21 protein-coding genes, 1 pseudogene and 1 riboswitch are annotated in these 22,441 nt (G+C 63.0%); of the genes and pseudogenes, 12 read left to right on the top strand and 10 right to left on the bottom strand.

The annotated features are described in order from the left end of the window. The first annotated feature begins 41 nt into the window (after positions 1-41). The 10 genes from cpaB (at position 42) to EN990_RS26455 (ending at position 10,204) form a co-directional block, all read left to right on the top strand. Complete coding sequence (gene cpaB, locus EN990_RS26500) at positions 42-968, top strand: Flp pilus assembly protein CpaB (protein ID WP_245465080.1); 927 nt, start codon at positions 42-44, stop codon at positions 966-968. 30 nt (positions 969-998) lie between these two features. Further along, positions 999-2,447, top strand: coding sequence for a type II and III secretion system protein family protein (locus tag EN990_RS26495; protein ID WP_064995330.1), 1,449 nt, complete (start codon positions 999-1,001; stop codon positions 2,445-2,447). A gap of 4 nt (positions 2,448-2,451) precedes the next feature. After that, positions 2,452-2,721: a hypothetical protein gene (locus tag EN990_RS26490; RefSeq protein WP_013531962.1), complete on the top strand. Its 270-nt coding sequence runs from the start codon at positions 2,452-2,454 to the stop codon at positions 2,719-2,721. A gap of 44 nt (positions 2,722-2,765) precedes the next feature. Continuing rightward, positions 2,766-3,980: a CpaE family protein gene (locus EN990_RS26485; RefSeq protein ID WP_013531961.1), complete on the top strand. Its 1,215-nt coding sequence runs from the start codon at positions 2,766-2,768 to the stop codon at positions 3,978-3,980. After that, positions 3,977-5,398: a CpaF family protein gene (locus EN990_RS26480; RefSeq protein ID WP_013531960.1), complete on the top strand. Its 1,422-nt coding sequence runs from the start codon at positions 3,977-3,979 to the stop codon at positions 5,396-5,398. Before EN990_RS26485 ends, EN990_RS26480 begins: the two co-directional genes overlap by 4 nt. A 4-nt stretch (positions 5,399-5,402) precedes the next feature. Beyond that, positions 5,403-6,368 carry a type II secretion system F family protein gene (locus EN990_RS26475; RefSeq protein WP_027162569.1) on the top strand — a complete coding sequence of 322 codons (966 nt, stop codon included), beginning with the start codon at positions 5,403-5,405 and terminating at the stop codon, positions 6,366-6,368. Between the two features lies 1 nt (position 6,369). Then, positions 6,370-7,332 carry a type II secretion system F family protein gene (locus EN990_RS26470; RefSeq protein ID WP_127368774.1) on the top strand — a complete coding sequence of 321 codons (963 nt, stop codon included), beginning with the start codon at positions 6,370-6,372 and terminating at the stop codon, positions 7,330-7,332. 80 nt (positions 7,333-7,412) lie between these two features. Then, entirely contained in the window at positions 7,413-8,237 is an 825-nt protein-coding gene (locus tag EN990_RS26465) for a hypothetical protein (protein WP_127368773.1), read from the top strand. A 160-nt stretch (positions 8,238-8,397) separates the two neighbouring features. Continuing rightward, on the top strand, positions 8,398-8,868 hold the full coding sequence (locus EN990_RS26460; protein WP_013531956.1) for a hypothetical protein: 471 nt from the start codon (positions 8,398-8,400) through the stop codon (positions 8,866-8,868). A 160-nt stretch (positions 8,869-9,028) separates the two neighbouring features. Next, on the top strand, positions 9,029-10,204 hold the full coding sequence (locus EN990_RS26455) for a GGDEF domain-containing protein (RefSeq protein ID WP_127368775.1): 1,176 nt from the start codon (positions 9,029-9,031) through the stop codon (positions 10,202-10,204). A 1-nt stretch (position 10,205) separates the two neighbouring features. Here the strand turns inward: EN990_RS26455 and gcvP are convergent, their stop codons facing one another. The 3 genes from gcvP to gcvT are packed head-to-tail and all read right to left on the bottom strand — an operon-like array spanning position 10,206 to position 14,508. Then, positions 10,206-13,016, bottom strand: coding sequence for an aminomethyl-transferring glycine dehydrogenase (gcvP, locus tag EN990_RS26450; RefSeq protein WP_127385472.1), 2,811 nt, complete (start codon positions 13,014-13,016; stop codon positions 10,206-10,208). Positions 13,017-13,033: 17 nt separating this feature from the next. Continuing rightward, a complete protein-coding gene (gene gcvH, locus EN990_RS26445; RefSeq protein ID WP_013531953.1) occupies positions 13,034-13,402 on the bottom strand; it encodes a glycine cleavage system protein GcvH in 369 nt (122 codons plus the stop codon). Positions 13,403-13,407: 5 nt separating this feature from the next. After that, positions 13,408-14,508, bottom strand: a complete 1,101-nt coding sequence (gene gcvT / locus EN990_RS26440; RefSeq protein ID WP_127385474.1) for a glycine cleavage system aminomethyltransferase GcvT — start codon at positions 14,506-14,508, stop codon at positions 13,408-13,410. A 149-nt stretch (positions 14,509-14,657) separates the two neighbouring features. Beyond that, a riboswitch (glycine riboswitch) is annotated at positions 14,658-14,744 on the bottom strand. 244 nt (positions 14,745-14,988) lie between these two features. On the opposite strand from gcvT, the gene EN990_RS26435 reads away from it, so the two are divergent. Further along, positions 14,989-15,990 (top strand): hypothetical protein, encoded by a 1,002-nt coding sequence (locus EN990_RS26435; protein WP_127368902.1) that lies wholly within the window; start codon positions 14,989-14,991, stop codon positions 15,988-15,990. Between the two features lie 37 nt (positions 15,991-16,027). Here EN990_RS26435 and EN990_RS26430 read toward each other — a convergent pair whose 3' ends face one another. Both EN990_RS26430 and EN990_RS26425 read right to left on the bottom strand, forming a co-directional pair. Beyond that, positions 16,028-16,756, bottom strand: a complete 729-nt coding sequence (locus EN990_RS26430) for a GntR family transcriptional regulator (protein ID WP_013531950.1) — start codon at positions 16,754-16,756, stop codon at positions 16,028-16,030. Between the two features lie 8 nt (positions 16,757-16,764). Beyond that, the gene (locus EN990_RS26425) at positions 16,765-18,045 is read right to left on the bottom strand and encodes a D-amino acid dehydrogenase (protein WP_127368901.1); all 1,281 of its coding nucleotides are present in this window, start codon (positions 18,043-18,045) and stop codon (positions 16,765-16,767) included. A gap of 221 nt (positions 18,046-18,266) precedes the next feature. Here EN990_RS26425 and EN990_RS26420 point away from each other — a divergent pair, with 221 nt between their 5' ends. Next, positions 18,267-19,064: an aspartate/glutamate racemase family protein gene (locus EN990_RS26420; protein ID WP_013531948.1), complete on the top strand. Its 798-nt coding sequence runs from the start codon at positions 18,267-18,269 to the stop codon at positions 19,062-19,064. Between the two features lie 31 nt (positions 19,065-19,095). Here the strand turns inward: EN990_RS26420 and EN990_RS26415 are convergent, their stop codons facing one another. From EN990_RS26415 to EN990_RS26395, 5 genes and pseudogenes are all read right to left on the bottom strand, one after another. Continuing rightward, positions 19,096-19,887, bottom strand: a complete 792-nt coding sequence (locus EN990_RS26415; protein WP_013531947.1) for a molybdopterin-binding protein — start codon at positions 19,885-19,887, stop codon at positions 19,096-19,098. 1 nt (position 19,888) lies between these two features. Further along, positions 19,889-20,770, bottom strand: coding sequence for a cytochrome b/b6 domain-containing protein (locus EN990_RS26410; protein ID WP_024505335.1), 882 nt, complete (start codon positions 20,768-20,770; stop codon positions 19,889-19,891). A gap of 97 nt (positions 20,771-20,867) precedes the next feature. Then, on the bottom strand, positions 20,868-21,545 hold the full coding sequence (locus EN990_RS26405) for a DUF1345 domain-containing protein (protein WP_013531945.1): 678 nt from the start codon (positions 21,543-21,545) through the stop codon (positions 20,868-20,870). 23 nt (positions 21,546-21,568) lie between these two features. Then, a complete protein-coding gene (locus tag EN990_RS26400; protein WP_024505334.1) occupies positions 21,569-22,039 on the bottom strand; it encodes a YaiI/YqxD family protein in 471 nt (156 codons plus the stop codon). Positions 22,040-22,108: 69 nt separating this feature from the next. Beyond that, positions 22,109-22,441, bottom strand: a pseudogene (locus EN990_RS26395) (S-(hydroxymethyl)glutathione dehydrogenase); the annotation flags it as partial.

Here is a 22,441-nt window from a genome sequence, read left to right as displayed (position 1 = left end):
GCCCAACTAAATAAGAAACTGCTGATATCAGGGGTTTAGGCGTGAGGGGCAAGGCCATATCGATGATCGGCATCGCCGCCGTTTTCGGCGCGATCTCGATCTTTGCCGCGGATTTCTGGGTCAAAAGCCAGGCCAAGGCCGATTCCGAAGAGAAGACGTCGTCGATTCCGGCACCTGTCGTGCCGAAAGTCGAATTCAAGACCATCGTGGTGGCGAATGCCCCGTTGCGCTACGGCATGGAGCTCGACCGCGCGCAGCTCAGCGAAATCCCGTGGTCGCAAGAGTCCGTGCCGCAGGGCGCCTTCACCACCATCAATGCGTTGCTCGCCGACGGCACTCGCGTGGTGCTGTCGCCGATGGAGGTCAACGAACCGGTGCTGCTGACCAAGCTGTCCGGCCCGAATGGCCGCGCGACGCTCTCCAACATGATGACGCCCGGAATGCGGGCGGTCACCATCCGCACCGACGAGATCGCCGGAGTCGGCGGCTTCGTCACGCCCGGTGACCGCGTTGACGTGGTGCTGACGCGCGATGCCGGCGAAATCCAGGAAGTGGCCAAGAATGCGCAAGGCGCTGCCGGTTCCACCATCACCTCCGAGATCGTTGTCGCCGATGCCAAGGTGCTGAGCGTCGGGCAGGGCGCCGACGAGCGCCAGACGACGCCGCAGATCTCCAATTCGGTGACAATCGAGGTGACGACGGACGGCGCGCAGAAAGTAGCGCTGGCCCGCACCGTCGGCACGCTCTCGCTGTCGCTTCGGTCCGCCAGCGAAGGCGCTGACGGCAAGAACGGCGTCACCACCATCTCCTCCTTCGGCGGATCGGTCGCCTCGAATGTGCAGGCCGCGGCCGGCTCGGTGTTCGACGCCGTCACCAAGGAGCCGGAGAAACCGAAGTTCAAGACGGTCATCGTAACGCGCGGCACGAAGGCCGAGGAATACCAGGTTCCTTCGCGGGACCAGAAATAAACCAGTGGGGACTGGGTGAGGGACGGGACAATGTTCGGGCTGTTCATATATCGGGTCATGACGCGGTTGCGCGTTTTGCGCGCCGTGGCTGTCGCGTCTTCGCTGGCCGCTGCGGCGATGCTGGCCTTGGGCGCCTCGGCGGCGAGAGCTGACAACGACGTCGTCTACGTGTCGTCGACCAAGAATGCGTCAATCAAGGTTGCCAAGGGCAAGCCGAAGACGATCATCACCAGTGCTGCCTTCTACCAGATCGTCATCGGCGATCCGGAGATCGCCAACGTCAATCCGCTGACCGACAAATCCTTCTATGTGCTCGGCAACAATCTCGGCACCACCGGGATTGCGCTGTTCGATGAGAAAAAGCAGCTTGTCGGCACCGTCGACATCGAGGTGACGCTCGACACCGACCAACTGGCCAGCACCATTCGCGCCAGCGTGCCGGATGCCAGGATCAAGGTCGGATCGGCCAATGGCCGTGTCGTGCTGTCGGGCGAGGCCGACGATGCCGTCGCCGCCGAAAAGGCAAACAAGATCGCGACGCGCTTTTCCGGTGCCGAGGAGGTGATCAACTCGGTCAACATCTCATCTTCGCAGCAGGTCCAGCTCAACGTCCGCTTTGTCGAGATCAACCGCCAGGCGGGCCAGGATCTGGGTGCCAAATACGCCGCCAATTTCGCCTATGGCCTTGGCGGCCGCGACGTCTCGATCGATCCGGGCACAGTGCCGGCGGCCGGTACTGGCGAGATCATCGGTCGTCTCCTATCGAACGGCGTATCGATCGATATCGCCATCAAGGCGCTGGAAGAGCGCGGCTTAGCGCGGCGACTGGCCGAGCCGAACCTGATCGCCCGGTCCGGCCAGACGGCTAGCTTCCTCGCCGGCGGCGAGTTCCCGATCCCGGTCTCGGAGGACAACGGCAAGATCTCGGTCAGCTACAAGAAATACGGCGTCAGCCTGGATTTCACGCCTACGGTTCTGAAAGACGGGCTGGTCAGCCTTGATATCGCGCCGGAAGTCTCCTCGATCGACGCGTCGGCCTCCTACAATATCGGGACGATCTCGGTTCCTGGCTTCATCGTGCGCCGTGCCAGGACGTCGGTCGACCTGAAGAACGGCCAGAGCTTCATGATCGCTGGACTGCTGCAGTCGCAAAACGACATCACCACGTCGCGCATTCCGGGCCTCGGCAAGATGCCGGTGCTTGGGGCGCTGTTCTCGTCGAAATCCTATCAGCGGCGCGAGACCGACCTCGTCATCATCGTAACGCCCTATCTGGTCAAGCCGGTCGATCCGTCGAAGAAGCTCGTCGAGCCGACAGATGGCACGCAGCCGGCCAGCAATGCCGACTATTTTCTCAACAACACCGAGGAAGTGAAGGATTCCGATGCCGGTCGCACCGTGGCGTTGGCAGACGGCCGCGTCACTCAACCTGCAGCGGCCGCTTCGGCTGGGCATTTCCTCGACCTGCCGAAGGATTGAAGCCATGCGTCTGGTCTTTGGATCGAGCGTCGCCTTGCTGCTGGCCGGCTTTGCCGCTGGCTGCACCAGCGACGACTATGTGCGCAGCGAAGGGCCAACGGCCGGCGCCGGCAATGCGCAGGCCGCCAACACCGTCATGCAGATGGTCGATCCCTGGAAATACGGGGTCCAGAACACCAGGCTCCTGGTGCCGGCCCAACGAGGCAGTGCCGCGGCTGTCACACCCGATCAGGCGGCCGGTGCCAAGGCGTCGCAGTCGACCACAGGCAACTGATTCAACGGGCAACTGGTCAACGGGCGACCTGACAGGCTGACAGAATGGCAAACGGCATCAAGACCAGGAAGATCCTGCTCGTATCGACCGACAGGACGTTTGCGCAGGACACGCGCACCGCATTCTCCGCCTCCGAGATCATACAGCTCTCGACAGTGGAAAAGAACGTTACCGAGTTGCGCGGCGAGATCCAGGAAGCCGACTTCGGCGCCATCATCGTCGACATGGATGCGGCAAGGCTGGAGGAGGTCGAGTCGCTGCAGCGCATCATGCGCCGGCTGGAGGACAAGGTTCCTGTCGTCGTCGTCACCCAGGAGTTCAACGCGGCCGCGGTGCGCATTCTCGTGCAGCTCAAGGTCGCGGATTTCCTGGTCAAGCCGATCACCACGGCCGATCTGGTGCGCTCCGTCGTACGGGCGCTGCAAGGGCCCGGGCGCGAGGAAAACACCGAGTCGCAAATCTATACCTTCATGCCTGCGGCGGGCGGCGTCGGCACCACGACGCTGGCGCTGCAGACCGCCTTCCAGCTGCATCACTCGGTGACGCGCGGCGCGTCGACCTGCGTCGTCGATCTCAACTTCCAGCAGGGCGCCTGTGCCGAATATCTCGACCTCGAACCGCGTTTCGACATCACCGAGATCGAGAACCAGCCCGAGCGTCTCGACCGCCAACTGCTCGACGTGATGCTGTCCAAGCATGCCAGCGGGCTTTGCGTGCTGGCGGCACCGGCGCATCCAGCCGAGATGCGCTCGTTCAAGACCGATGTCGTGGTGCGCATGCTGGATCTCGTTTCGGCCTATTTCGACAATGTCGTCATCGACATGCCCCGCACCTGGTTTCCATGGACGGAGACCGTGCTGCTCGGTTCCAACAAGCTCTACATCGTCGCGGAAATGACGGTGCCGTGCCTGCGCCACACCCAGCGGCTGATCCAGGCGGTCTACGAGACGGCCGGCAAGGAAGTGAAGCCGAACGTCATCGTCAACCGTTTCGAACAGAAGATGTTCGATAACGGCATCAAGCAGGCGGACGTCCAGGAAATCCTTGGCGAGCATTTCGTCGGCGGCATCGCCAACAACTACCGGCTGGTGCGCGAAGCAGTCGATCGCGGCGTACCGCTGCACGAGATCGATCCCAACGCCAATGTCGTCAACGATCTGAAGAAGATCATCCTGCCGGAAGAAGCGGTCCCGACCCGGGCGAAATCGCGCTCGCTGTTTGGCATGGGCCGTGGATTACTGAAGAGGAAAGCCGGATGACCAGCCGCTTCTCCACCCTGCAGAACCGCGATGCGCGTCCGCAGCGCGCGCCTGAGACGACGCCGGTCGCCCATCATGCCGTCGTCATACCAACCAGCCGAAAGGCTTTGCCGGCAAAGCCGGAAGCAGCGCTGGCGAAGAATGCCAACAAGGTGCTCGATGCGCGCGTGCGTATCCACCGGCTGCTGCTCGAAGAGATCAATCTTGTCGCGCTGGAGCGTTTGCCGAAGGATGAGATGCGCCGGCAAGTGCATGACTTCGTTTCGGAAAAGACCAAGCAGGAGCGGATGGCGATCAACACCGTCGAGCTTGACGCGCTGGTCGACGACATCGTCGACGAGATGGTCGGCCTCGGTCCGCTCGAGCCGCTGCTCAAGGATCCCGACATCAACGATATCCTGATCAACGGCCACATGAACTGCTTTGTCGAAAAGAAGGGCAAGCTGCAGCCGGTCCACATTCCGTTCAAGGACGAGGCGCATCTCCTGCGCATCGTCAACAAGATCGTCGCCGCGGTCGGTCGCCGCGTCGACGAATCGCAGCCGATGGTCGATGCCCGCATGCTGGACGGCTCGCGCTTCAACGCGGCCATCCGCCCGGTTGCGGTCGACGGTCCGCTGGTGTCGATCCGCAAATTCTCCAAGAACAAGCTCGGCCTGCATAAACTGGTCGAATTCGGCGCCATCACCCAGAACATGGCCGAAGTGCTGGCGGCGGCCGTGCATGCCCGCAAGACGACGATCATTTCGGGCGGCACCGGCACCGGCAAGACGACCATGCTCAATGCACTGTCGGCCTTCATTCCGGAAGACGAGCGGCTGATCACCATCGAGGACGCGGCCGAGCTCCAGCTGCAGCAGCCGCATGTCGCGCGCATGGAAACACGTCCGGCCAACATCGAAGGCCATGGCGAGCTGAAGCAGCGCGACCTGGTCAAGAACGCACTGCGCATGCGCCCCGACCGCGTCATCCTCGGCGAGTGCCGCGGCGAGGAGGCTTTCGACATGCTGCAGGCAATGAACACCGGCCACGAAGGGTCGATGGCGACCATCCATGCCAACACGCCGCGCGACGCCATTTCGCGGCTCGAGCAGATGCTTGGCATGACCGGCATGCCGATGACGGTGCAGTCGATCCGCAGCCAGATCGCCAGCGCGCTCGACCTGATCGTCCAACTGACGCGCCTGTCCGACGGCAAGCGCAAGGTGACCAGTGTCGCCGAGGTGACCGGCATGGAAGGCGATGTCATCCAGATGCAGGAGATCTTCCGCTTCGTGCGCACCGGCATGGAGGCCGACGGCAAGATTCTGGGCCACTACGAGGCGACCGGCATCCGGCCGCGCTTCCTCGAGGACCTGCGCGCCATGGGCATCGAGTTTCCCGGACGATATTTCGAACCCGGCCGGCCGCAGGAGTAGCCAAGTGTTCGATGGAATGAGCGCGATCTATGTCGTCTATGCCGCGGCCGCGCTGACCGGCATCCTGATCGCCGAGGCCTGTTACCTGCTTTATGCCGGCCGCAGCGACAAGCGCACCGCCATCAACCGGCGCATGAGGCTGCAGGAAAACAAGATCAGCCAGGAGCAGGTGCTCGTCCAACTGCGCAAGGAGCGCGGCCTTGACGCGGGCACGCCGCTGTTTTCGGCGGACCGGTTTCGCGCGCTGCGAACCCAGTCGGGCATGATCATGCCGCTGTCGAAATTCCTCATGATCACCTGCGGCGTGGCGATGGCGATGGCCCTGGTCGCCATCTGGTACGGCTTGCCGCCGCTGATGGGGTTCGTCCTGTTCGTGGTGCTCATGCCGCTATTGCCGGTGCTGACGTTGCGTTTCAAGCGCAAGCGCCGGCTGAAGCGGTTCGGCATGCAGTTGCCGGAGGCGCTGGAACTGATCACGCGTGGCCTGAAGGCCGGCCATCCGGTGCCGGTGGCGATCGCCATGGTGGCGCGCGAGATGCCCGACCCGATCGGCAGCGAGTTCGGCGTCATCGCCGACGAAGTGACCTACGGATCCGATCTGGTTTCGGCGTTGAACTCGCTGTTCGACCGGGTCGGCCAGGAGGATCTGCCGTTGTTCGTCACCGCCGTCTCGATCCAGACCAGTTCGGGCGGCAATCTGCGCGAGATCCTCGACGGCCTGGCGACGACGATTCGCGAGCGTGGCAAGCTGCGCCGCAAGGTGCGCGCCATTGCGACAGAAGGCCGGATGTCGGCCTACATTCTGACGGCCGTGCCGGCGTTGCTGTTTGCCGCCATCATGGCACTGATGCCGGGCTTCTACAGCGACGTCTGGGGCGAGCCGAAGACCTGGTATCTGCTTGGCGCGTCGATCACCTGGCTGATGCTGGGCAATTTGATGATGTTCAAGATGTCGAATTTCAAGTTCTGACATGCAGGATTTCATCGAATTCCTCGCCTCGCTTGCGCCGACCTCATTGATGCCGGTGGCCATACTGCTGCTGGCGGTGGGTGCTGCCGCTGTTGCCTGGCCTGTTGTCATGGCGAAGGGCGATCGCAACGAGGTCATGCGCCGGCTCAGGGTCGACAACGGTCCCGTGGCCGCCAAACCGGAGCCGGTGCAAAAGAAGAATACCGGCATCGTGCGCGAGAAGGCGGTGAAGCGGGCGCAGGAATTCTACGCCAGGAGCGATCCGGAAAATGTCGCGCGGCTGCGCATGAAGCTTATCCAGGCGGGCTACATGGAGCCGCGCGCTGTCGGCACGTTCTTCCTGATCCGGTTCACTGCGATGATCGGCACGGCAATAGGCGTGTTTGTGCTCAACCGCTGGATGGCCAGTCCGGACGCAACGATGGCCAGCCGCTGGACATTCGTCATCCTGTCGGGCGCGGCCGGTTATTTCCTGCCCGGCCTGGTGCTGAGCCAGAAAGTGCGGGAACGCAGGCGCGAGTACCGCAACGGCTTTCCCGATTTCATGGACCTGATGATTGTCTGCTCGGATGCCGGCATGAGCATGGAGGCAGGCATAGAGCGCGTCTCCAAGGAACTCGCCAAGACTTATCCCGCGCTCAGCCAGAACCTGCAGCTGGTGTCGCTGGAGCTGAGGGCCGGGCGCAGCCTCGACGATGCGCTGAAGGCGCTCGCCGATCGCCTCAGCCTGGACGAGGTGCGTTCCTTCGCCACGCTGCTGCAGCAGTCCAAGGAACTCGGCACCAGCCTGTCGGGGGCGCTGCGCGTCTTCTCCGACGACATGCGCCATAAGCGTATGTCGTTGGCCGAGGAAAAGGCGCACGCTCTGCCTGCCAAGATGTCGGTGCCCGTGGTTGTGTGCATCCTGCCGGTGGTGCTGATGATCGCGGCCATTCCAGTCATCGTCAAAATGACGGCGCACTAGCGAGCGCTCCACAAAAGCCCTAGCAAGGGGCTGACAAACCATTGTCCTGACCGAACCCGGCTTTGCAGGTGAGAAAGTCCATGCTGCTGCGCACCCTCTTCCTTGGCCTTGCCGCGGCCAGCCTGTCGCCCGCCTGGGCCGTGGCCGGCGATTGCGGCGATGCCGCCGCCTTGGTGCAGCAGGCCTATCCCAAAGCTCGAAAGAGCGCCGACGGCACCTCGTTCACGCTCGAACCCCACACCAGCATTGCCCTGACATTCGCGTATGGCGATCCGCCAGGGCTGGTTTGCAAGATCTGGCCCGCCCATGACGACCTGCTGTTGGTCGCAGTGCCGCTGATGGACGGGTCCCAACCCAGCGACTACGCGCATGCCGGCGATATCGAGCTTTTGATTGTCGACAGGAAGAGCTGGCAGGTGCGCCAGCGCCTGCTCCAGCCCGGGCTGATGAATGATGATGCCATCGCCATCCGCCAGGTGGAGCTTGATACCGGCCGCTATGCGCTGGCGCCCGATGTTACTGCCTTTGGCCTGCGCATCGAAATGGCAAACAATTCGCTGCCTAATCCGTTCAGTGAAACCGACCTGCGGCTCTATGCCGTCGATGGCGATTCCCTGAGGATGGTGCTCGATGGCCTGGTCGTGGCCGGCAATGGCGGCGAGGGTGATACCAATTGCGCCGGATCCTTCCATACCAGTCGGGTTAGCCTGGCGATGAGCCCGGCCAAACATCATGGCTACCACGACATAACGGTGGTCGAGCGAATGGATACCGACAATCCGTTGCCCGACAAGGATGGCGAGTGCCAGTCCCATCCCGGCAAGTCCGTGAGCCAAACCTACCGGCTACGCTATGACGGCAGCCGGTATACGGCTCCTGCGGGGCTCGAAGCCCTGGAGCCGTGAGGACGCCGCTGGCTGCGACTGAAGCACCGCGGCCTGGTGGTTAATGGCTGGTGTGCCCGAAGCCGAATTTTGGCGGCGTTTCGGCACCGAAGTTTAATCGCCGCTGATATATTGTGTTTCCTGAAGAACGACCCGGCAAATCGGGCGATGAGGCAGGGGCATGCGTCACAATAATTTCCCGGCAATGGCCACGATGGCGGCCGTCTTGATGATGTCTGGCTGTTCGACGAGTGGCGTCGACACCACCAAGACCACCGCCATCCAACCGGCGGCTAAAGACACCGAAACCTCCGATCTGGCGCAAGGCAAGGCGCAGTTTCGCGACGCCAATTACGGCCTCGCCGAAAAGCACTTCCGCAAGGCCGTCGAGTTGAAGGCCGACAATGCGGAGGCCTGGATGGGGCTCGCGGCTTCCTATGATGAACTCGGCCGCTTCGACTTCGCCGACCGTGCCTACGGCCAGCTTCTGAAAGTCGCCGGTCGCAGGCCGCAGATCGTCAACAATATGGGTTATTCGCAACTGCTGCGCGGCAATCGCAAGAAGGCCAAGGCGCTGCTGCTCGAAGCGAAGGCCGGCATGGCCGATCCCACCGTCGTCAACGCCAACCTCGCTCTCCTGAACAAGGGTTGATCTCGCGTCCAATGGTCCGGTTTCGGGACACGTGCCATCGACGCTTTGTAAACCCTATCTGCAGGTTGCATCGATGGATCGCCTGAAAACCCGTATCTGGGGGCAGCCGCTGACCTAGAATGCAGCGCAACCGCCGACGCTCGAGAGGCCCTTGCCCGATATGCTGGACTTCAGTTCGCTCCTGCTCGCAGCCGCGCTGTCGGGCATATGCCTCAGCGTCACCATGTTTGCGATCTGGTTCACCGCGCCCAAGGCAGGTTTCGTGCTGACGGTGGCGTGCGGAATTCTGGTGCTCGTCGCGCATGTGATCCTGTTCTGGCGGTACACCAAGGACCCCGATCCGCTGCTTTGCCAGATCGTGCTTGCGCTGCTCAGCCTGGGGTTCCTGATCCTCTGCTTGTCGGCCATGCAATATCTCGGCGTGCCCGGCTACAGGCGCGCCGTTGCACCGGCGCTTGCCGCCATGACTATCTGTGCCGCTGTCACTTTCCTTGGCTTTGACGGCGTTGGCTTCATCATCACCTACACCACGGTGACGGCGCTGCTGTCGGCGATCGGCGCCATGTTCTGGATCAACGGCAGTCACGATCGCCGCATCCTGCTGGTGGTTTCGTTTCTGAGCGGCACCTGCGCGATGTCGTTTGCGCTTTGCGGCGTGGTTCTGCTGACCAAGGGGCAATGGACGCTCGCGGTTGCGCCCGACAATTGGGCCGAACGATTGAATTCCGTCGTGGCGGTGGCCTGCATGACCGGGCTCGGAGCATTGACGCTCTCCCTCCATCATCTGCAGGCGCAGATCGAGCTCAAGGCCGAGACCATGACCGACCCGCTGACAGGGTTGCTGAACCGCCGGGCATTGACGTCGCTTTACGGCGAGCGGAGTTTCGGTCCATTCATGTCCATCGTCATGTTCGACCTAGACCACTTCAAGCGGACGAACGATGTCTACGGTCACCCGGTTGGAGATCAGGTCTTGTGCCGTTTTGCCGCCGTCATCAAGAAATATGCCCGGCCCGGCGTCGACGCTTTTCGCCTTGGCGGCGAGGAGTTCGCAGTCGTCATGTCGCGGATGACGGACGAAAAGGCCTACGATCTCGCCAGCAAGATCGGCGTGGCTTTCGGCGCCGAAATCGTCCCCACCCAGCTCGGCAAATTGCGCAGCACGGTCAGCGGCGGCATCGGCTTTGGCGAGGCAAGCGGCAGCAGCCTCGACAACGTGCTCACCGAGGCAGACGCGGCGCTCTATGCCGCCAAACGCGCCGGACGAAATTGCGTCATCAGCCGCAAGAGGATGGGCAAGGCCGAGCCGATCAAGCCGGCCTTGCGCTCAGCGTAAATTACTCCGCGGCCCCCAGATAGTCGGACAGCGGCGGGCACGAGCAGACCAGGTTGCGGTCGCCGGCGACATTGTCGATGCGTGACACCGGAGGCCAGTACTTGGCTGCCGTGTCGGCGTCGCCGGCCGGATAGGCCGCTTCCAGGCGCGAGTAGGGATGGTTCCACTGGCCGGCCAGCGCCTCGGCGGCGGTGTGCGGCGCGTTGACCAGCGGATTGTCGGCCAAAGGCCATTCGCCCCTGGCGACTTTTGCTGCCTCTGCCGATATGGCGATCATGGCCTCGCAGAAGCGATCGATTTCCCGCTTGGGCTCGGACTCGGTCGGCTCCACCATCAGCGTGCCGGCGACCGGGAACGACATGGTCGGCGCGTGAAAACCATAATCGATCAGCCGCTTGGCGACATCGTCGACACTGATGCCTGCACTCTCCTTGAGCACACGGGTGTCGAGGATGCATTCATGCGCGACGCGTCCCTGCCTGCCCTTGTAGAGCACCGGGAAATGCGCACTGAGCCGCGTCGCGATGTAGTTGGCGGAAAGGATCGCCGTTTCGGTCGCCTGCTTCAGGCCCGAGGCGCCCATCATGCGGATATACATCCAGGTGATCGGCAGGATCGAGGCGCTGCCGAAGGGGGCGGCGGAGACGGCGTGCGCCGAGCCTTCGGTGACATGGCCGGGCAAATACGGCTTCAAATGCGCCTTGACGCCGATCGGCCCGATGCCGGGTCCGCCGCCGCCATGCGGAATGCAGAAGGTCTTGTGCAGGTTCATGTGGCAGACATCGGCGCCGATGTCGCCGGGACGGGCAAGCCCGACCAGCGCGTTGAGGTTGGCACCGTCGAAATAGACCTGGCCGCCATGCTCATGGATCAGCGCGCAGAGATCGCGTGCGCCTTCCTCGAACACGCCATGCGTCGAGGGATAGGTGAACATCAGCGCTGCGAGATTTTGCGCATGCTCAGTCGCCTTGGCCTTCATGTCGTCCATGTCGATGTTGCCGTCTTCGGTGCAGCGCACGACGACGACGCTCATGCCGGCCATCGCCGCGCTCGCGGGATTGGTGCCATGCGCCGAGGAGGGGATCAGGCAGACGGTGCGGTGGTTGTCGCCGCGCGAGCGGTGATAGCCGCGGATGGCGAGCAGTCCGGCATATTCGCCCTGGCTGCCGGCATTGGGCTGCAAGGTGACGGCGTCGAAGCCGGTGATCTCCGACAGCCAGCCCTCCAGCTCGCCGATCATGGCACGGTAGCCTGCCGAGTGCGCGGCCGGGGCGAAAGGGTGCAGATTGGCAATGCTCGGCCAGCTCACCGGCATCATCTCGGCGGCGGCGTTGAGCTTCATGGTGCAGGATCCCAGCGGGATCATGGCGCGGTCGAGCGCCAGGTCCTTGTCGGCCAGCCGGCGCAGGAAGCGCATCATCTCGGTTTCCGACTTGTTTTCGTGGAAAACAGGCTGGGTCAGGAACTCCTTGCCGCGCGGCTTGCCGGGCACCGTGCTGTCGGCGGAGGCACCAGCCTTGGCGCCGAACAGGGCCGCGATTGCGTCGAGATCGGCCTCGGTGGAGGTTTCGTCGAAGGCGATGCCGATGTGGTCGGCATCGACGGCACGCAGCAATCTGCCGCCCTTTTCAGCGGCGGCGGCGATCGAAGCTGCCTTGCCCTTCACCTCGGCCGTCACCGTGTCGAAGCGGCTTGACCCGAGCACGGAGATGTTTGCTGCTTTGAGCCCGGCGGCAAGACGATTGGCCAACGTGTGGATGCGCCCGGCAATCGCCTGCAGCCCGGCGGGGCCGTGCCAGATGGCATAGGCGGTCGCCATATTGGCGAGCAGCGCCTGCGCGGTGCAGATGTTGGAGGTCGCCTTGTCGCGGCGGATATGCTGTTCACGCGTCTGCAAGGCAAGCCGGTATCCGGGCCGGCCCTTGCTGTCGGTGGACTGGCCGACCAGGCGGCCAGGCATCAGCCGCGTCAGCCTGTCGGAGACGGCGCAATAGGCCGCGTGCGGGCCGCCAAAGCCCATCGGCACGCCAAAGCGCTGCATCGGGCCGACGGCGATGTCGGCGCCAAGCTTGGCCGGCGCGTCGGTCAGCGTCAGGCCGAGCGGGTCGGCGATGAAGACGACGAGGGCGCCGGTCGCGTGTGCCTTGTCGATCGCTGCCTTGTGGTCGCCATAGACGCCAAATGTATCCGGCCAGGAGACAAGCAGGGCGGCGGTGTTGTCGTCGATCGTCTCGCCATCGATCTCGATGCCGAGCGGCTCGGCGCGGGTGCGCACCACGTCCAGCGTCTGCGGGTGCGGCGTGCCGGCAAGTGCTACCTTGGTGCGCTTGTCGCGGTGATGGCGCAGCGCAATGCCGACCGCCTCGGCCACGGCGGTTGCTTCATCCAGCAGCGACGCCGATGCCACCGGCAGGCCGGTCAGTTCGGTGACCAGGGTCTGGAAGTTGAACAGCATTTCCAACCGGCCCTGGCTGATCTCGGCCTGATAGGGCGTGTAGGCCGTATACCAGGCCGGGTTCTCGAACAGATTGCGCTGGATAACCGGCGGCACATGGACGCCGTGATAACCGGCGCCGATGAAGCTCTTCAGCACCGTATTCCCGGCCATGACAGCCGAAAGCTCAGCCAGCGCTTCCGCCTCGCTCGCTGGTGCCGGCAGGGCAAGCGGCCGATCGAGCCGGATCGACTTCGGGACGGACTGGCTGATCAGCGTCTCGATCGAGGGCACGCCGATGGCGGCCAGCATGGCTCTGGTATCGTTGAGGCCGGGACCGATATGGCGGGCCGAGAAGGGGTAGGGTGCTGCGGTCATCTCAATAAGTCCTGATATCAACCGATATGGGCTTTGTAGGCGGCCTCATCCATGAGACCGGCGAGCTGGCTTTCGTCGGCAAGCTTCATCTTCCACAGCCAGCCGGCCCCTGTTGCGGCCGAATTGACCAGTGACGGATCCGACGACAGCGTGCCGTTGGCCTCGGTGATCTCGCCGTCGACTGGTGCATAGACATCGGACGCCGCCTTGACGGATTCGACCACGACGGCGGTGTCGCCCTTGGTCAATTTCTTTCCCGTCTCCGGCAGTTCGACGAAGACGAGGTCGCCGAGCTGCTCCTGCGCGTAATCAGTGATGCCGACCGTGGCGATGCCGCCCTCGACGCGGAGCCACTCGTGATCTGATGTGAAATAGGTTGTTGCCATTGAGATCATCCTTTTCGGTAGCGATGCGGTGTGAAGGGCAGGGAGCTGATATCGACTGGGATTTTCGTGCCGCGCACATCGGCGAAAACCCGAATTCCGGGCTTTGCCAGAGGTGTCGAGACATAGCCCATGGCGACCGGATGGCCGGCCGAGGGGCCGAAGCCGCCCGACGTGACATGGCCGGCCGGGTTGCCGTCGGCGTCGAAGAGCGCGGCACCGCCACGCACCGGTTGGCGGCCTTCCGGCTTCAAACCGACGCGCTTTTGCGCGGGTCCTCGTTCCACCGCGGCGCGGAGCGCATCGGCGCCGATGAAAGTGCCGGAAGCGCGGATGTCCTTTGGGATTGCCCACATCAAGGCGGCGCTGGCCGGGTCGGTTTCCGGTGTGATGTCCTGGCCATGCAGGCAGAGACCGGCCTCCAGGCGCAGGCTGTCGCGCGCGGCCAGGCCGATCCACAGCACGCGCTCGTCTCCGAGCAGCTTCGCGACGAGGTCGCGTGCATCGGCCTCCGGCAAGCCGATCTCGAACCCGTCCTCGCCGGTATAGCCCGACCGGCTCATGAACCAGTTCTTGCGCGGTTCGACCCCATGCATGAACAGCAGCGAGCCGGTCTCGATGCCGGCGCGGGAAAGGGCGGCCCAGGCTTCAGGACCCTGGATGGCCAGGAAGACGCGGTCGAGCGGCTCGATCCTGGCGTCGAAATCCGCGGCAAGTGCACGCAAATGCTTTTCGTCGCCTACGGCGTTGCCGGCATTGGCGACCACCATGAACCTGGCATCGCCAAGCCTGGTGACGATCAGGTCGTCGAGGATGCCGCCTGCTTCGTTGAGGAAAAAGGACAGTTTGGATTGCGAGATTTCGAGCGCGCCGGCATCCAGTGGGCAGGCACGGTTGAGCAGTGCCGCCGCTTCCGGTCCGCTGACCTCGAACAGCTTCATATGCGAGATGTCGAACAGGCCGGCCTGCTCGCGGGTGTGAAGGTGTTCCTTCATGACGCCGGCCGGATAGGTCAGCGGCATCGACCAGCCGGCAAAGGCGCCGAAGCGCGCACCGGCGGCCATATGGATATCTTCAAGGGGAAGGTGTTTTGTGTCGTCGCCCGTCATGTCGTCTCCAGAGTCGCACGCAATCGGTCGCGAATGGCGACCAGTCCGTGCCCCTCTGTCTGAAGCCTGAGAGACTCGCGCAGCCGGAACTCTGTCAGCGGCGCTTACACCTTCGGCGCGGGGGCAAGCCCCGACTTTCCAGAGTGTCTTTCCCGTCTACGGTTCTTTTGCCTGAGAGATTTCGGGCGATTTCCCCTTCGGCGACAGCTCTCGCTGTTCTCTCCCGCAAACAGGTAGGACTCAAGACCCTGAGTCCTCGACGCGCCATCCATAGCTTGCGCGCGACGGCTTGTCACCTGTCAGCAACATCTAAAGCGCGTGCATGTCGTTCTTCAAACCGCGGCACGCTGTCAGGCGACATGCGTTGGCGACAAGTCTTCACTAACCACGCCGTTTGCCGGTTTTTCAAGACACTGCTGATATGTTGGCTTGTATGACGCTATCGGGCCGGCGCTTGGCGACGGCGGACGGGGACGACAAATGGGCGAATTGATCATGAGCGCGCCGGTGGCCGGGCTGACCTCGAAAAGCCGCATCGCCGCGGAGGACGTGGCGATGTTGCGCCATGAAGTGTTCGGCGACGGCGTCGTGACGCGTGGCGAGGCCGAGGCGCTGTTCGCGCTCGATGCCACGGCGAAGGACAAATGCCAGGAATGGCCGCCCTTCTTCATTGAGGCGGTCACCGACTATATCGTCCACCAGGAAAAGCCGTCGGGCTATATCTCGCAGGACAATGCCGACTGGCTGATCCGCACGATCTCGCGCGACGGCATGGTCGACAGCCGGACCGAACTCGAATTGCTGGTGCATGTGCTGGAACAGGCGAAATCGTCGCCGGCCCAGCTTTGTGTGTATGCGCTGGAGCAGGTGGCGCATGCCGTCATTGACGGCAAGGGGCCGCTGATGCTCGGCGGCGTGCTGGCTCCGGGCCTCGTCGCGCAGGCGGAGGTCGAGCTTTTGCGCCGGATCCTCCATGCCCATGGCGGCGACGGCAACATCGCCATCACGCGCGCCGAGGCCGAGGTGCTGCTCAAGATCAACGAGCGGACTGCTCAAGGACAAAACGATCCGTCCTGGAACGAGCTGTTCGTCAAGGCGATCGCCAATTTCGTCATGTGCTCGGCCGGCTACGAAGCACCGACGCGCGACGTGGCGCTGCGCCATGACGCCTTCCTCGAACATGCCGATCCGGAAATCGGCGGCTTCTTCAGCCGCATGATCTCCGGCGGGCTTGCCGGCATCATGGAGGCCTACCGATCTCCTGGCGACATCGAAGCCGAATGGGAAGCCAAGAACAGGGCGGCCGAGGCCCTGGCCCGCCGTGCCGAGACGATCGATGCCGGCGAAGCCGGCTGGCTGATCGAACATATCGGCGTCGACAGGCCACTTTACGAGAACGAACGCGCGCTGCTGACCCTGATCAAGCACGCCTCGCCGGAAATTCACCCGGCGCTCAGGCCGCTGCTCGACAAGGTTGCCTGACCGGCCAGGGATTGCTTAATCGGTTCCGGGATGCTGGTCAGATCTGATCGACGTCGACGTATATCCGGGCCAGGCCTTCCCGGACGGTCGACATGGCATCGGCGACACTGATGTCGATGTGGTCATGCATGAGCCTTGCGGCCGTGTCGGCATCGCGAGCTACCATGGCTCGGGCGATTTCGCTGTGTTCGGTGTAGGTCGTCGACAGTCGCCGGTGCTTCTCCACTTCGATCTTGCGAACGAAATGGATGCGCGTGTTGATGCCTTCGAGCATGCGCGCCAGTTCGGGATTGCCTGACAGCCTGGCGATGCGGATGTGAAACTCCTCGTCCCTGGCGGTCAGCTCGGCGCTGGAAAACGAGTCGGCGCGCGCCATGGTGAGCGTCCACCAGTCGACGAGCGCGGCGAGCTCTTCATTGGTCGCGCGCTGGATCGCCAGCCTGACGGAGCGCTCCTCAAGCACCGCCCGCACGTCGGAAAGATTGACGACCTCGTCGACATCGAAGCCGCGGCAAAAGAAGCCGCGATTGGTCTGGAAGGTGATGAGTTCCTCCGTGACCAGCCGCTGGAGGGCCTCCCGGATCGGGCTGCGGCTGACATTCAGCCTCGCGGCAAGCGCCACTTCGTTGATGCGCTCGTTCGGCTTGAAGCGATAGTCCATCGCCATGCGACGGATCTCTTCATAGACGCGCGGGCCGGTCTTGATCGGCTTGGATGCCAACGCCGCATCGTCGTCCTGGTTGCTGTGCCTGGTGGGTCGGAGCATGGCGTCGGTCAAGCCTTTGCGGCGCTTGGTTCGGCGAACCGCGCCTGTGTGGGAAGGATACCGTCGAGGGCGATCGGCGCAGCCCGGCCGGCGATCAGTTCGGCGACGATGCGGGCCGATCCATGCGCCATCGTCCATCCAATATGGCCGTGGCCGGTGTTCAGCCAGAGGTTCTTGATGTTGCGCAGGCCGAGGATCGGCAGATTGTCGGGCGTCATGGGTCTCAGGCAGGCCCGCATTTCGGCGCGATCATAGGCGATACCGCGCGGGAACAGGTCCTGCGTGACGCGCTTCATGAAGGCGAAATCCGAAGACTTGTGGCTGCGATCATAGCCCGCGAATTCCGCGGTGGCGGTGACGCGGATGCGATCGCCCATCGGCGTGATGGCAACGAGATTGTGCTCATCGATGACGGGGAGTTTTGGAGCCAGCGCCGGGTCGACGATGGGAATGGTCAGGGAATATCCTTTGACCGGATAGATCGGCAAACCAAGGCCGATCTTGCGGGCGAGGATCGGGCTTTCGGCGCCGAGACACAGAACGTAGGCGTCGGCCAGAAATTCTCCCTTGTCGGTGACGACCTGGATGATCGCGTCATTCCTGCGTTCGATCCCGACGATCCTCGTGCTTGTCAGGATCTTGCCGCCCCTCGTTTCGACGATGGCCGCCAGCGCGCGCGTGAACTTGGCGGCGTCGCCGGTTTCATCGGTTGGACACATTATGCCGCCGGCAATGCTGCCGCGCGACGAAGCCAGCGCCGGCTCGCGGTCAATGATTTCCTGTGCGTCGACAATGCGGATCTCCTGGCCGTCGGCCTCCAGCAGGCGCATGTTGGCGACGCCCTTGTCGAGCGCCTGACGGCTGCGGTGGAAGTAAAGGATGCCGGCCGAGGTCCTGTCGTATTGGATCGATTCTTCCCTGACGACCGCCTGCAGGACCGATTGGGAATGGACCGCAAGCCGATGTTTGAGGAGGGTGTTGCGACGCGCTTTGGCGGCCGTGCATTCCCTGAGGAAGCGCAGCGACCAGCTGTAGAGATGCGGGTCGGCGGAAAGTTTGAAGCGAAGCGCCTGGTCTTTCAGGAACAGCGACTTCAGCAGGATTTTTGGCGCGGCTGGTGATGACCAGACGAAGGAGTGACCGGGCGCGATCATGCCTGCATTTGCCCAGCTCGCGCCCTCGGCCACCTGCGGTGCCTGCTCGAGAACAGTGACCGCGTGGCCGTCCTTTTGCAACTGATAAGCGGTGGTGATCCCGACCACGCCGCCGCCCAAGATCAATACGCGCATTGCTGTCCCGAAGGGGTGTGTTCCTATTGTCGACAATTCAATAGGAAGACGCCGATCCCTGTCAACGGTGAATGGGTCGGCGACGGACAAGCGATCCGCGCAAGCGCAAAATTCAGGCGTTTACCGGTTCCCAGGATCTGCACAGAGCCCTTGACAGTTTCGGCAATATCGCCGTTTCTATTGTCGACAATTCTGATTGGCATCAGGGAGGGGACTGCGCCATGGACGCCCCGGTTAGCCGCGCCGACGACACGCTTGTCCTCGACAAGGAACACATTCCGTTCAAGACCGATGACGGTATCGGCACGCGCGCCAATCTCGGCCTGCTCGTGCTGCGGACCGACCAGACCATCGAGGATGAATTCCGGTATGCGCTGCCCGCGCGCGACATCGCGCTGTACGAGGCGCGGCTCTACAGCGATGTCGAGATCACACCGGAAAACCTGATGAAAATGTCGGCGGTAATCCCGGCAACGGTGGGACTCTTGCCCGACGTCAAGTTCGATGTGATCGGCTTTGCCTGCACGTCGGGAGCGCTGGTCATCGGCGAGGATAAGGTTGCCGAGCGCGTTCACGAGGTGCTGCCTGGTGTGCAGGTGACCAATCCGGTGACCGCGGCACGCGCCGCGCTGAAGGCCCTGGGGGTCTCGAGGATCGCGCTGCTCACCCCTTACTTGGCGAAAATCAATCATTCGCTGCGGGCATCGCTGATGGCGCGGGGGATGGATATTCCGGTCATGGGCTCCTTCAACGAGGCGGACGACAATGTCGTTGCACGCATCACGCCGGCATCGGTCAAGCAGGCCATCTTGGAAATCGGTGCGTCGAGCGACTGTGATGCGGTGTTCGTTTCCTGCACCAGCATGCGCGTTGCCCGCATCATCGAGGAGGTCGAGAAGGAGTTGGGGAAACCGGTCACCTCCAGCAACCATGCACTTGCCTGGCATATGCTGCGGCTTGGCGGCATTGGCGAGCAGATTGCCGGAAAAGGCGAGCTGTTTCGCCGCTCGCTAGGCTAGCATCTTCAGCGCCGGATTTGCGGTGTGCAGCTCAGATCCCGCCGTACCAGTCATAGCCATTGTCTTCCCAATAGCCGCCCCTGCCACCGCCGACATCGGCAAAGCCGTCGACCAGTTCGATCTTGTAGAGATATTTCGGCATCTTGTAGCCGAGCTGGCGCTCGACGCGAACCCGCAGCGGCGCGCCGTTCTCGACCGGCAGCGGCTTGCCGTTCAGGCCGTAGGCGAGGATCGTCTGCGGGTGACGGGCATCGATGAGGTCGATGGTGCCGTAATATTTGATGTCGCCCGACAGGCTGCGGTCGATCGTGTCGAGGCAATGGAACATGACATAGCGCGCCTGCGGTTTGACCACCGCCTGGTCCAGCACCAGCGACAGCGGCGTGCCGGTCCATTTGGCTATGCAGCTCCAGCCTTCGACGCAGTCATGGCGGGTGATCTGGGTGCGGCTTGGCATGTTCTGGAGCTGCTCGCGGCTGAGCGACAGCGGCTTTTCGACAAGACCCGTCACTTCCAGACGCCAGTCGGCGAAATTGTTGGCGAGCAGGCCCTTGTAGACGTCGTCATCGGGAGCGGTGACGCCGTTCGGCCGCTGCGGCTGGCGGATATCGGCCTCGGTGAATTCCGGCGCCAGCGCACCGCGTCCGGCGAGCAGGCGTTGCGCCCGGTATGTCAGGCCATTGGCGTTTTCGAGGAAACTGCGCAGGCCGCTGCCGACGCTTAGCTGGCTGTCAAAGGCGTCGCAGCCCGACAGCATGATACCGGAAGCGCCAAGGCCGGCAGCGGTCAGGAATTTGCGGCGGCTGATCTCAAACTTCGCCATGTCAGGCACTCCTCTCGGCTGTATTGTCGTCCTGTGCGGGAGGATCGGTGCGGTACCAGCCGGTGATGATCGAGCGCAGCTCGTTGATCGGGCCGGCGGCCAGGATCATCAGGATATGGACGACGAAGAAGGCGACCAGCAGCACCATGACGGTGAAATGGATGGTGCGTGCCGTCTGCCGGCCACCGAGCAGATCGTTGAGGAAAGGCAGCACCGAGTTCATGCTTGGCGACATCGCCAGACCGGTGATGATCATCAGCGGCAGCAGCACGAACAGAACCCCGCCATAGGCCATCTTCTGCAGCGTGTTGTATTCGCGCGTGTGATGGAATTTGAGCTTGGCGTGGTCGACGATGTCTTGCGGCAACCGCTTCAAATCGTCGAGGCGTGGCGCGAGATCGCGCCGCAAATGGCCGTTCACGGTGCTGGCGACAAACCAGACGATCAACGTCGTGGTGAGTATCCAGGCAAAGAAGAAATGGATGACGCGCGCAGTGCCGAGATCATAGTAGGACGGGATGGTCGCCCAGGACGGGAAGGCGCGGGACGTCTCCTGGCCGGCCGGACCCGACCAGCCGAGCACCCCAGTGGTGTCGAAGCGCTTGCCGAAGATCTCCGTGTAGCCGCGCGGACCCGCATCGGAGTTCTCGGCGCCGATGGCGAAGATGGTGTTGTTGTAATCGAAGCCCGATTGCTTGCCGATATAGAGCTGCGGACGGGCATTGAAGATCTGCAGGCCGGACAACAGCATGAAGAACAGCGAGATCGCCCACAGCCAATGCGTCAGCCGCGTCCAGCGCGACTGCCGGTAAATCAGCGTTTTGTCGTTCGACGCCGAAGCGCCTGGATCGGCGGCGGATTGGCTTCTGGCAACGGATTCCATCGTGTTTCGTCTCCCGGCCTCGCGGCATGGCCTGCGCGCTCATTGTCCTCCTGATACGTCGCGATCCAAACCGATGTTTCATCCGATCACGGATTTATTACGGACCGCCCAGGCTGACGGCGAGATTGACGGCAGCGGCGACGATGACCGTGTTGAAGAAAAACGACAGGATCGAGTGGACAAGCACGACACGACGCATATGCGTCGTCGAGATGTTGGTGTCGGCGGTCTGCGCCGTCATGCCGATCACCGTCGAGAAATAGAGGAAGTCCCAACCCTCCGGCCGTTTGTCGCCCGGAAACAGCAGTCCGCCGACCGGGATTTTCTTCCTGGTCTCGGCATCCATCGCATCGCCATCCATCCAGTAGACATGAGCATAATGGAGCGCTGCCATGGCATGGATGGTGAACCAGCCGAGCGGGATCGACAGCAGCGCGAAGAAGAGCTCGATGGGATGGCTTCTGTCCTTCTGATTGATCAGCAGGAACAATGCGACAACGGCAACGCCGACGACGACAAGCGTCACGGCGAAGATGACCAGCACCGGCTGGTCGGTGGCGCGCGCATTCTTGCTCAGATACCTGCCGGTGAACTTCGGCATCTGGGCGACGACGAGAATGACATAGGCGGCAAAGAACGCGTTGGCGCCGATCGAATAGGCAAGCGGAGCGTGCAGCAGCAACGCCACCAGAAGCGCAAAGACGCCGAAGCAGGCAGACACAGCAAACAGCATGTGGCGCTGCATGGGTTTGTCTATCGGAGCTTCGGCGGCCATGGTGGTTCCAGCCCTGGATAGCGCTAATCCGGTGTGGCCGATTTCATGGCACGCCGCAAGATGCGATCGAGTTCGCCCAGAAACCGCGACCGGTCTTGCGGCGCGAAGCTGGCATTGTAGCCCTTGCTTTCGCCGGTCTCGCGCAGATGCTGCTTCAGGTCGCGCATCGCCACCGCCATGCCGATCGTTTCCGGCGTGAAGGGACGTCCGGTTGGCCCAAGCACATGGGCGCCAAGCGCTACCGCGCGGGCGGCCAGCGGAATGTCGGCGGTGATCACAATGTCGTTGGTGCGTGCATTGTCGACGATCCAGTCGTCGGCGGCATCAGCGCCCTTGGAGACCACGACATTGCGGACCATCGGATCGCGCGACGGCCGCAGGCCGCCATTGGAGACGTAGGTGACAAGGACGCCATGCCGGTCGGCCACTTTTTCGACCTCGGCCTTGACCGGGCAGGCGTCTGCATCGACGAGAATGGCGGGGAGTTCGCTCATGTTTCTTTTCTCCTCCCATTGTGAACCACGGAGGCCGCGGGCCGGTTGGGCCGCGGCCTGCGATCTTCCTCAGTAAACCACGACGCTTCTGATCGATTTGCCCTCATGCATGAGATCGAAACCCTTGTTGATGTCCTCGAGCTTGAGCGTGTGGGTGATCATCGGGTCGATTTGGATCTTGCCGTCCATGTACCAGTCGACGATCTTCGGCACATCGGTGCGGCCGCGCGCGCCGCCGAAGGCGGTGCCCATCCAGGTGCGGCCGGTGACCAGCTGGAACGGCCTGGTCGAGATCTCCTGGCCGGCGCCGGCAACGCCGATGACCACCGACTTGCCCCAGCCGCGATGCGAGGCTTCGAGCGCCTGACGCATCACCTTGGTGCTGCCGGTGCAGTCGAATGT

This window comes from Mesorhizobium sp. M7A.F.Ca.US.005.03.1.1 (assembly GCF_003997975.1).
Taxonomy (GTDB): domain Bacteria; phylum Pseudomonadota; class Alphaproteobacteria; order Rhizobiales; family Rhizobiaceae; genus Mesorhizobium; species Mesorhizobium ciceri.
This window is presented reverse-complemented; position numbering and strand designations above follow the sequence as displayed.

Coding starts and splice junctions, on each gene's coding strand:
- EN990_RS26495 (WP_064995330.1), top strand. CDS start 999: ATGTTCGGGCTGTTCATATATCGGGTCATGACGCGGTTGCGCGTTTTG.
- EN990_RS26490 (WP_013531962.1), top strand. CDS start 2,452: ATGCGTCTGGTCTTTGGATCGAGCGTCGCCTTGCTGCTGGCCGGCTTT.
- EN990_RS26485 (WP_013531961.1), top strand. CDS start 2,766: ATGGCAAACGGCATCAAGACCAGGAAGATCCTGCTCGTATCGACCGAC.
- EN990_RS26480 (WP_013531960.1), top strand. CDS start 3,977: ATGACCAGCCGCTTCTCCACCCTGCAGAACCGCGATGCGCGTCCGCAG.
- EN990_RS26470 (WP_127368774.1), top strand. CDS start 6,370: ATGCAGGATTTCATCGAATTCCTCGCCTCGCTTGCGCCGACCTCATTG.
- EN990_RS26465 (WP_127368773.1), top strand. CDS start 7,413: ATGCTGCTGCGCACCCTCTTCCTTGGCCTTGCCGCGGCCAGCCTGTCG.
- EN990_RS26460 (WP_013531956.1), top strand. CDS start 8,398: ATGCGTCACAATAATTTCCCGGCAATGGCCACGATGGCGGCCGTCTTG.
- EN990_RS26455 (WP_127368775.1), top strand. CDS start 9,029: ATGCTGGACTTCAGTTCGCTCCTGCTCGCAGCCGCGCTGTCGGGCATA.
- gcvP (WP_127385472.1), bottom strand. CDS start 13,016: ATGACCGCAGCACCCTACCCCTTCTCGGCCCGCCATATCGGTCCCGGC.
- gcvH (WP_013531953.1), bottom strand. CDS start 13,402: ATGGCAACAACCTATTTCACATCAGATCACGAGTGGCTCCGCGTCGAG.
- gcvT (WP_127385474.1), bottom strand. CDS start 14,508: ATGACGGGCGACGACACAAAACACCTTCCCCTTGAAGATATCCATATG.
- EN990_RS26435 (WP_127368902.1), top strand. CDS start 14,989: ATGGGCGAATTGATCATGAGCGCGCCGGTGGCCGGGCTGACCTCGAAA.
- EN990_RS26430 (WP_013531950.1), bottom strand. CDS start 16,756: ATGCTCCGACCCACCAGGCACAGCAACCAGGACGACGATGCGGCGTTG.
- EN990_RS26425 (WP_127368901.1), bottom strand. CDS start 18,045: ATGCGCGTATTGATCTTGGGCGGCGGCGTGGTCGGGATCACCACCGCT.
- EN990_RS26420 (WP_013531948.1), top strand. CDS start 18,267: ATGGACGCCCCGGTTAGCCGCGCCGACGACACGCTTGTCCTCGACAAG.
- EN990_RS26415 (WP_013531947.1), bottom strand. CDS start 19,887: ATGGCGAAGTTTGAGATCAGCCGCCGCAAATTCCTGACCGCTGCCGGC.
- EN990_RS26410 (WP_024505335.1), bottom strand. CDS start 20,770: ATGGAATCCGTTGCCAGAAGCCAATCCGCCGCCGATCCAGGCGCTTCG.
- EN990_RS26405 (WP_013531945.1), bottom strand. CDS start 21,545: ATGGCCGCCGAAGCTCCGATAGACAAACCCATGCAGCGCCACATGCTG.
- EN990_RS26400 (WP_024505334.1), bottom strand. CDS start 22,039: ATGAGCGAACTCCCCGCCATTCTCGTCGATGCAGACGCCTGCCCGGTC.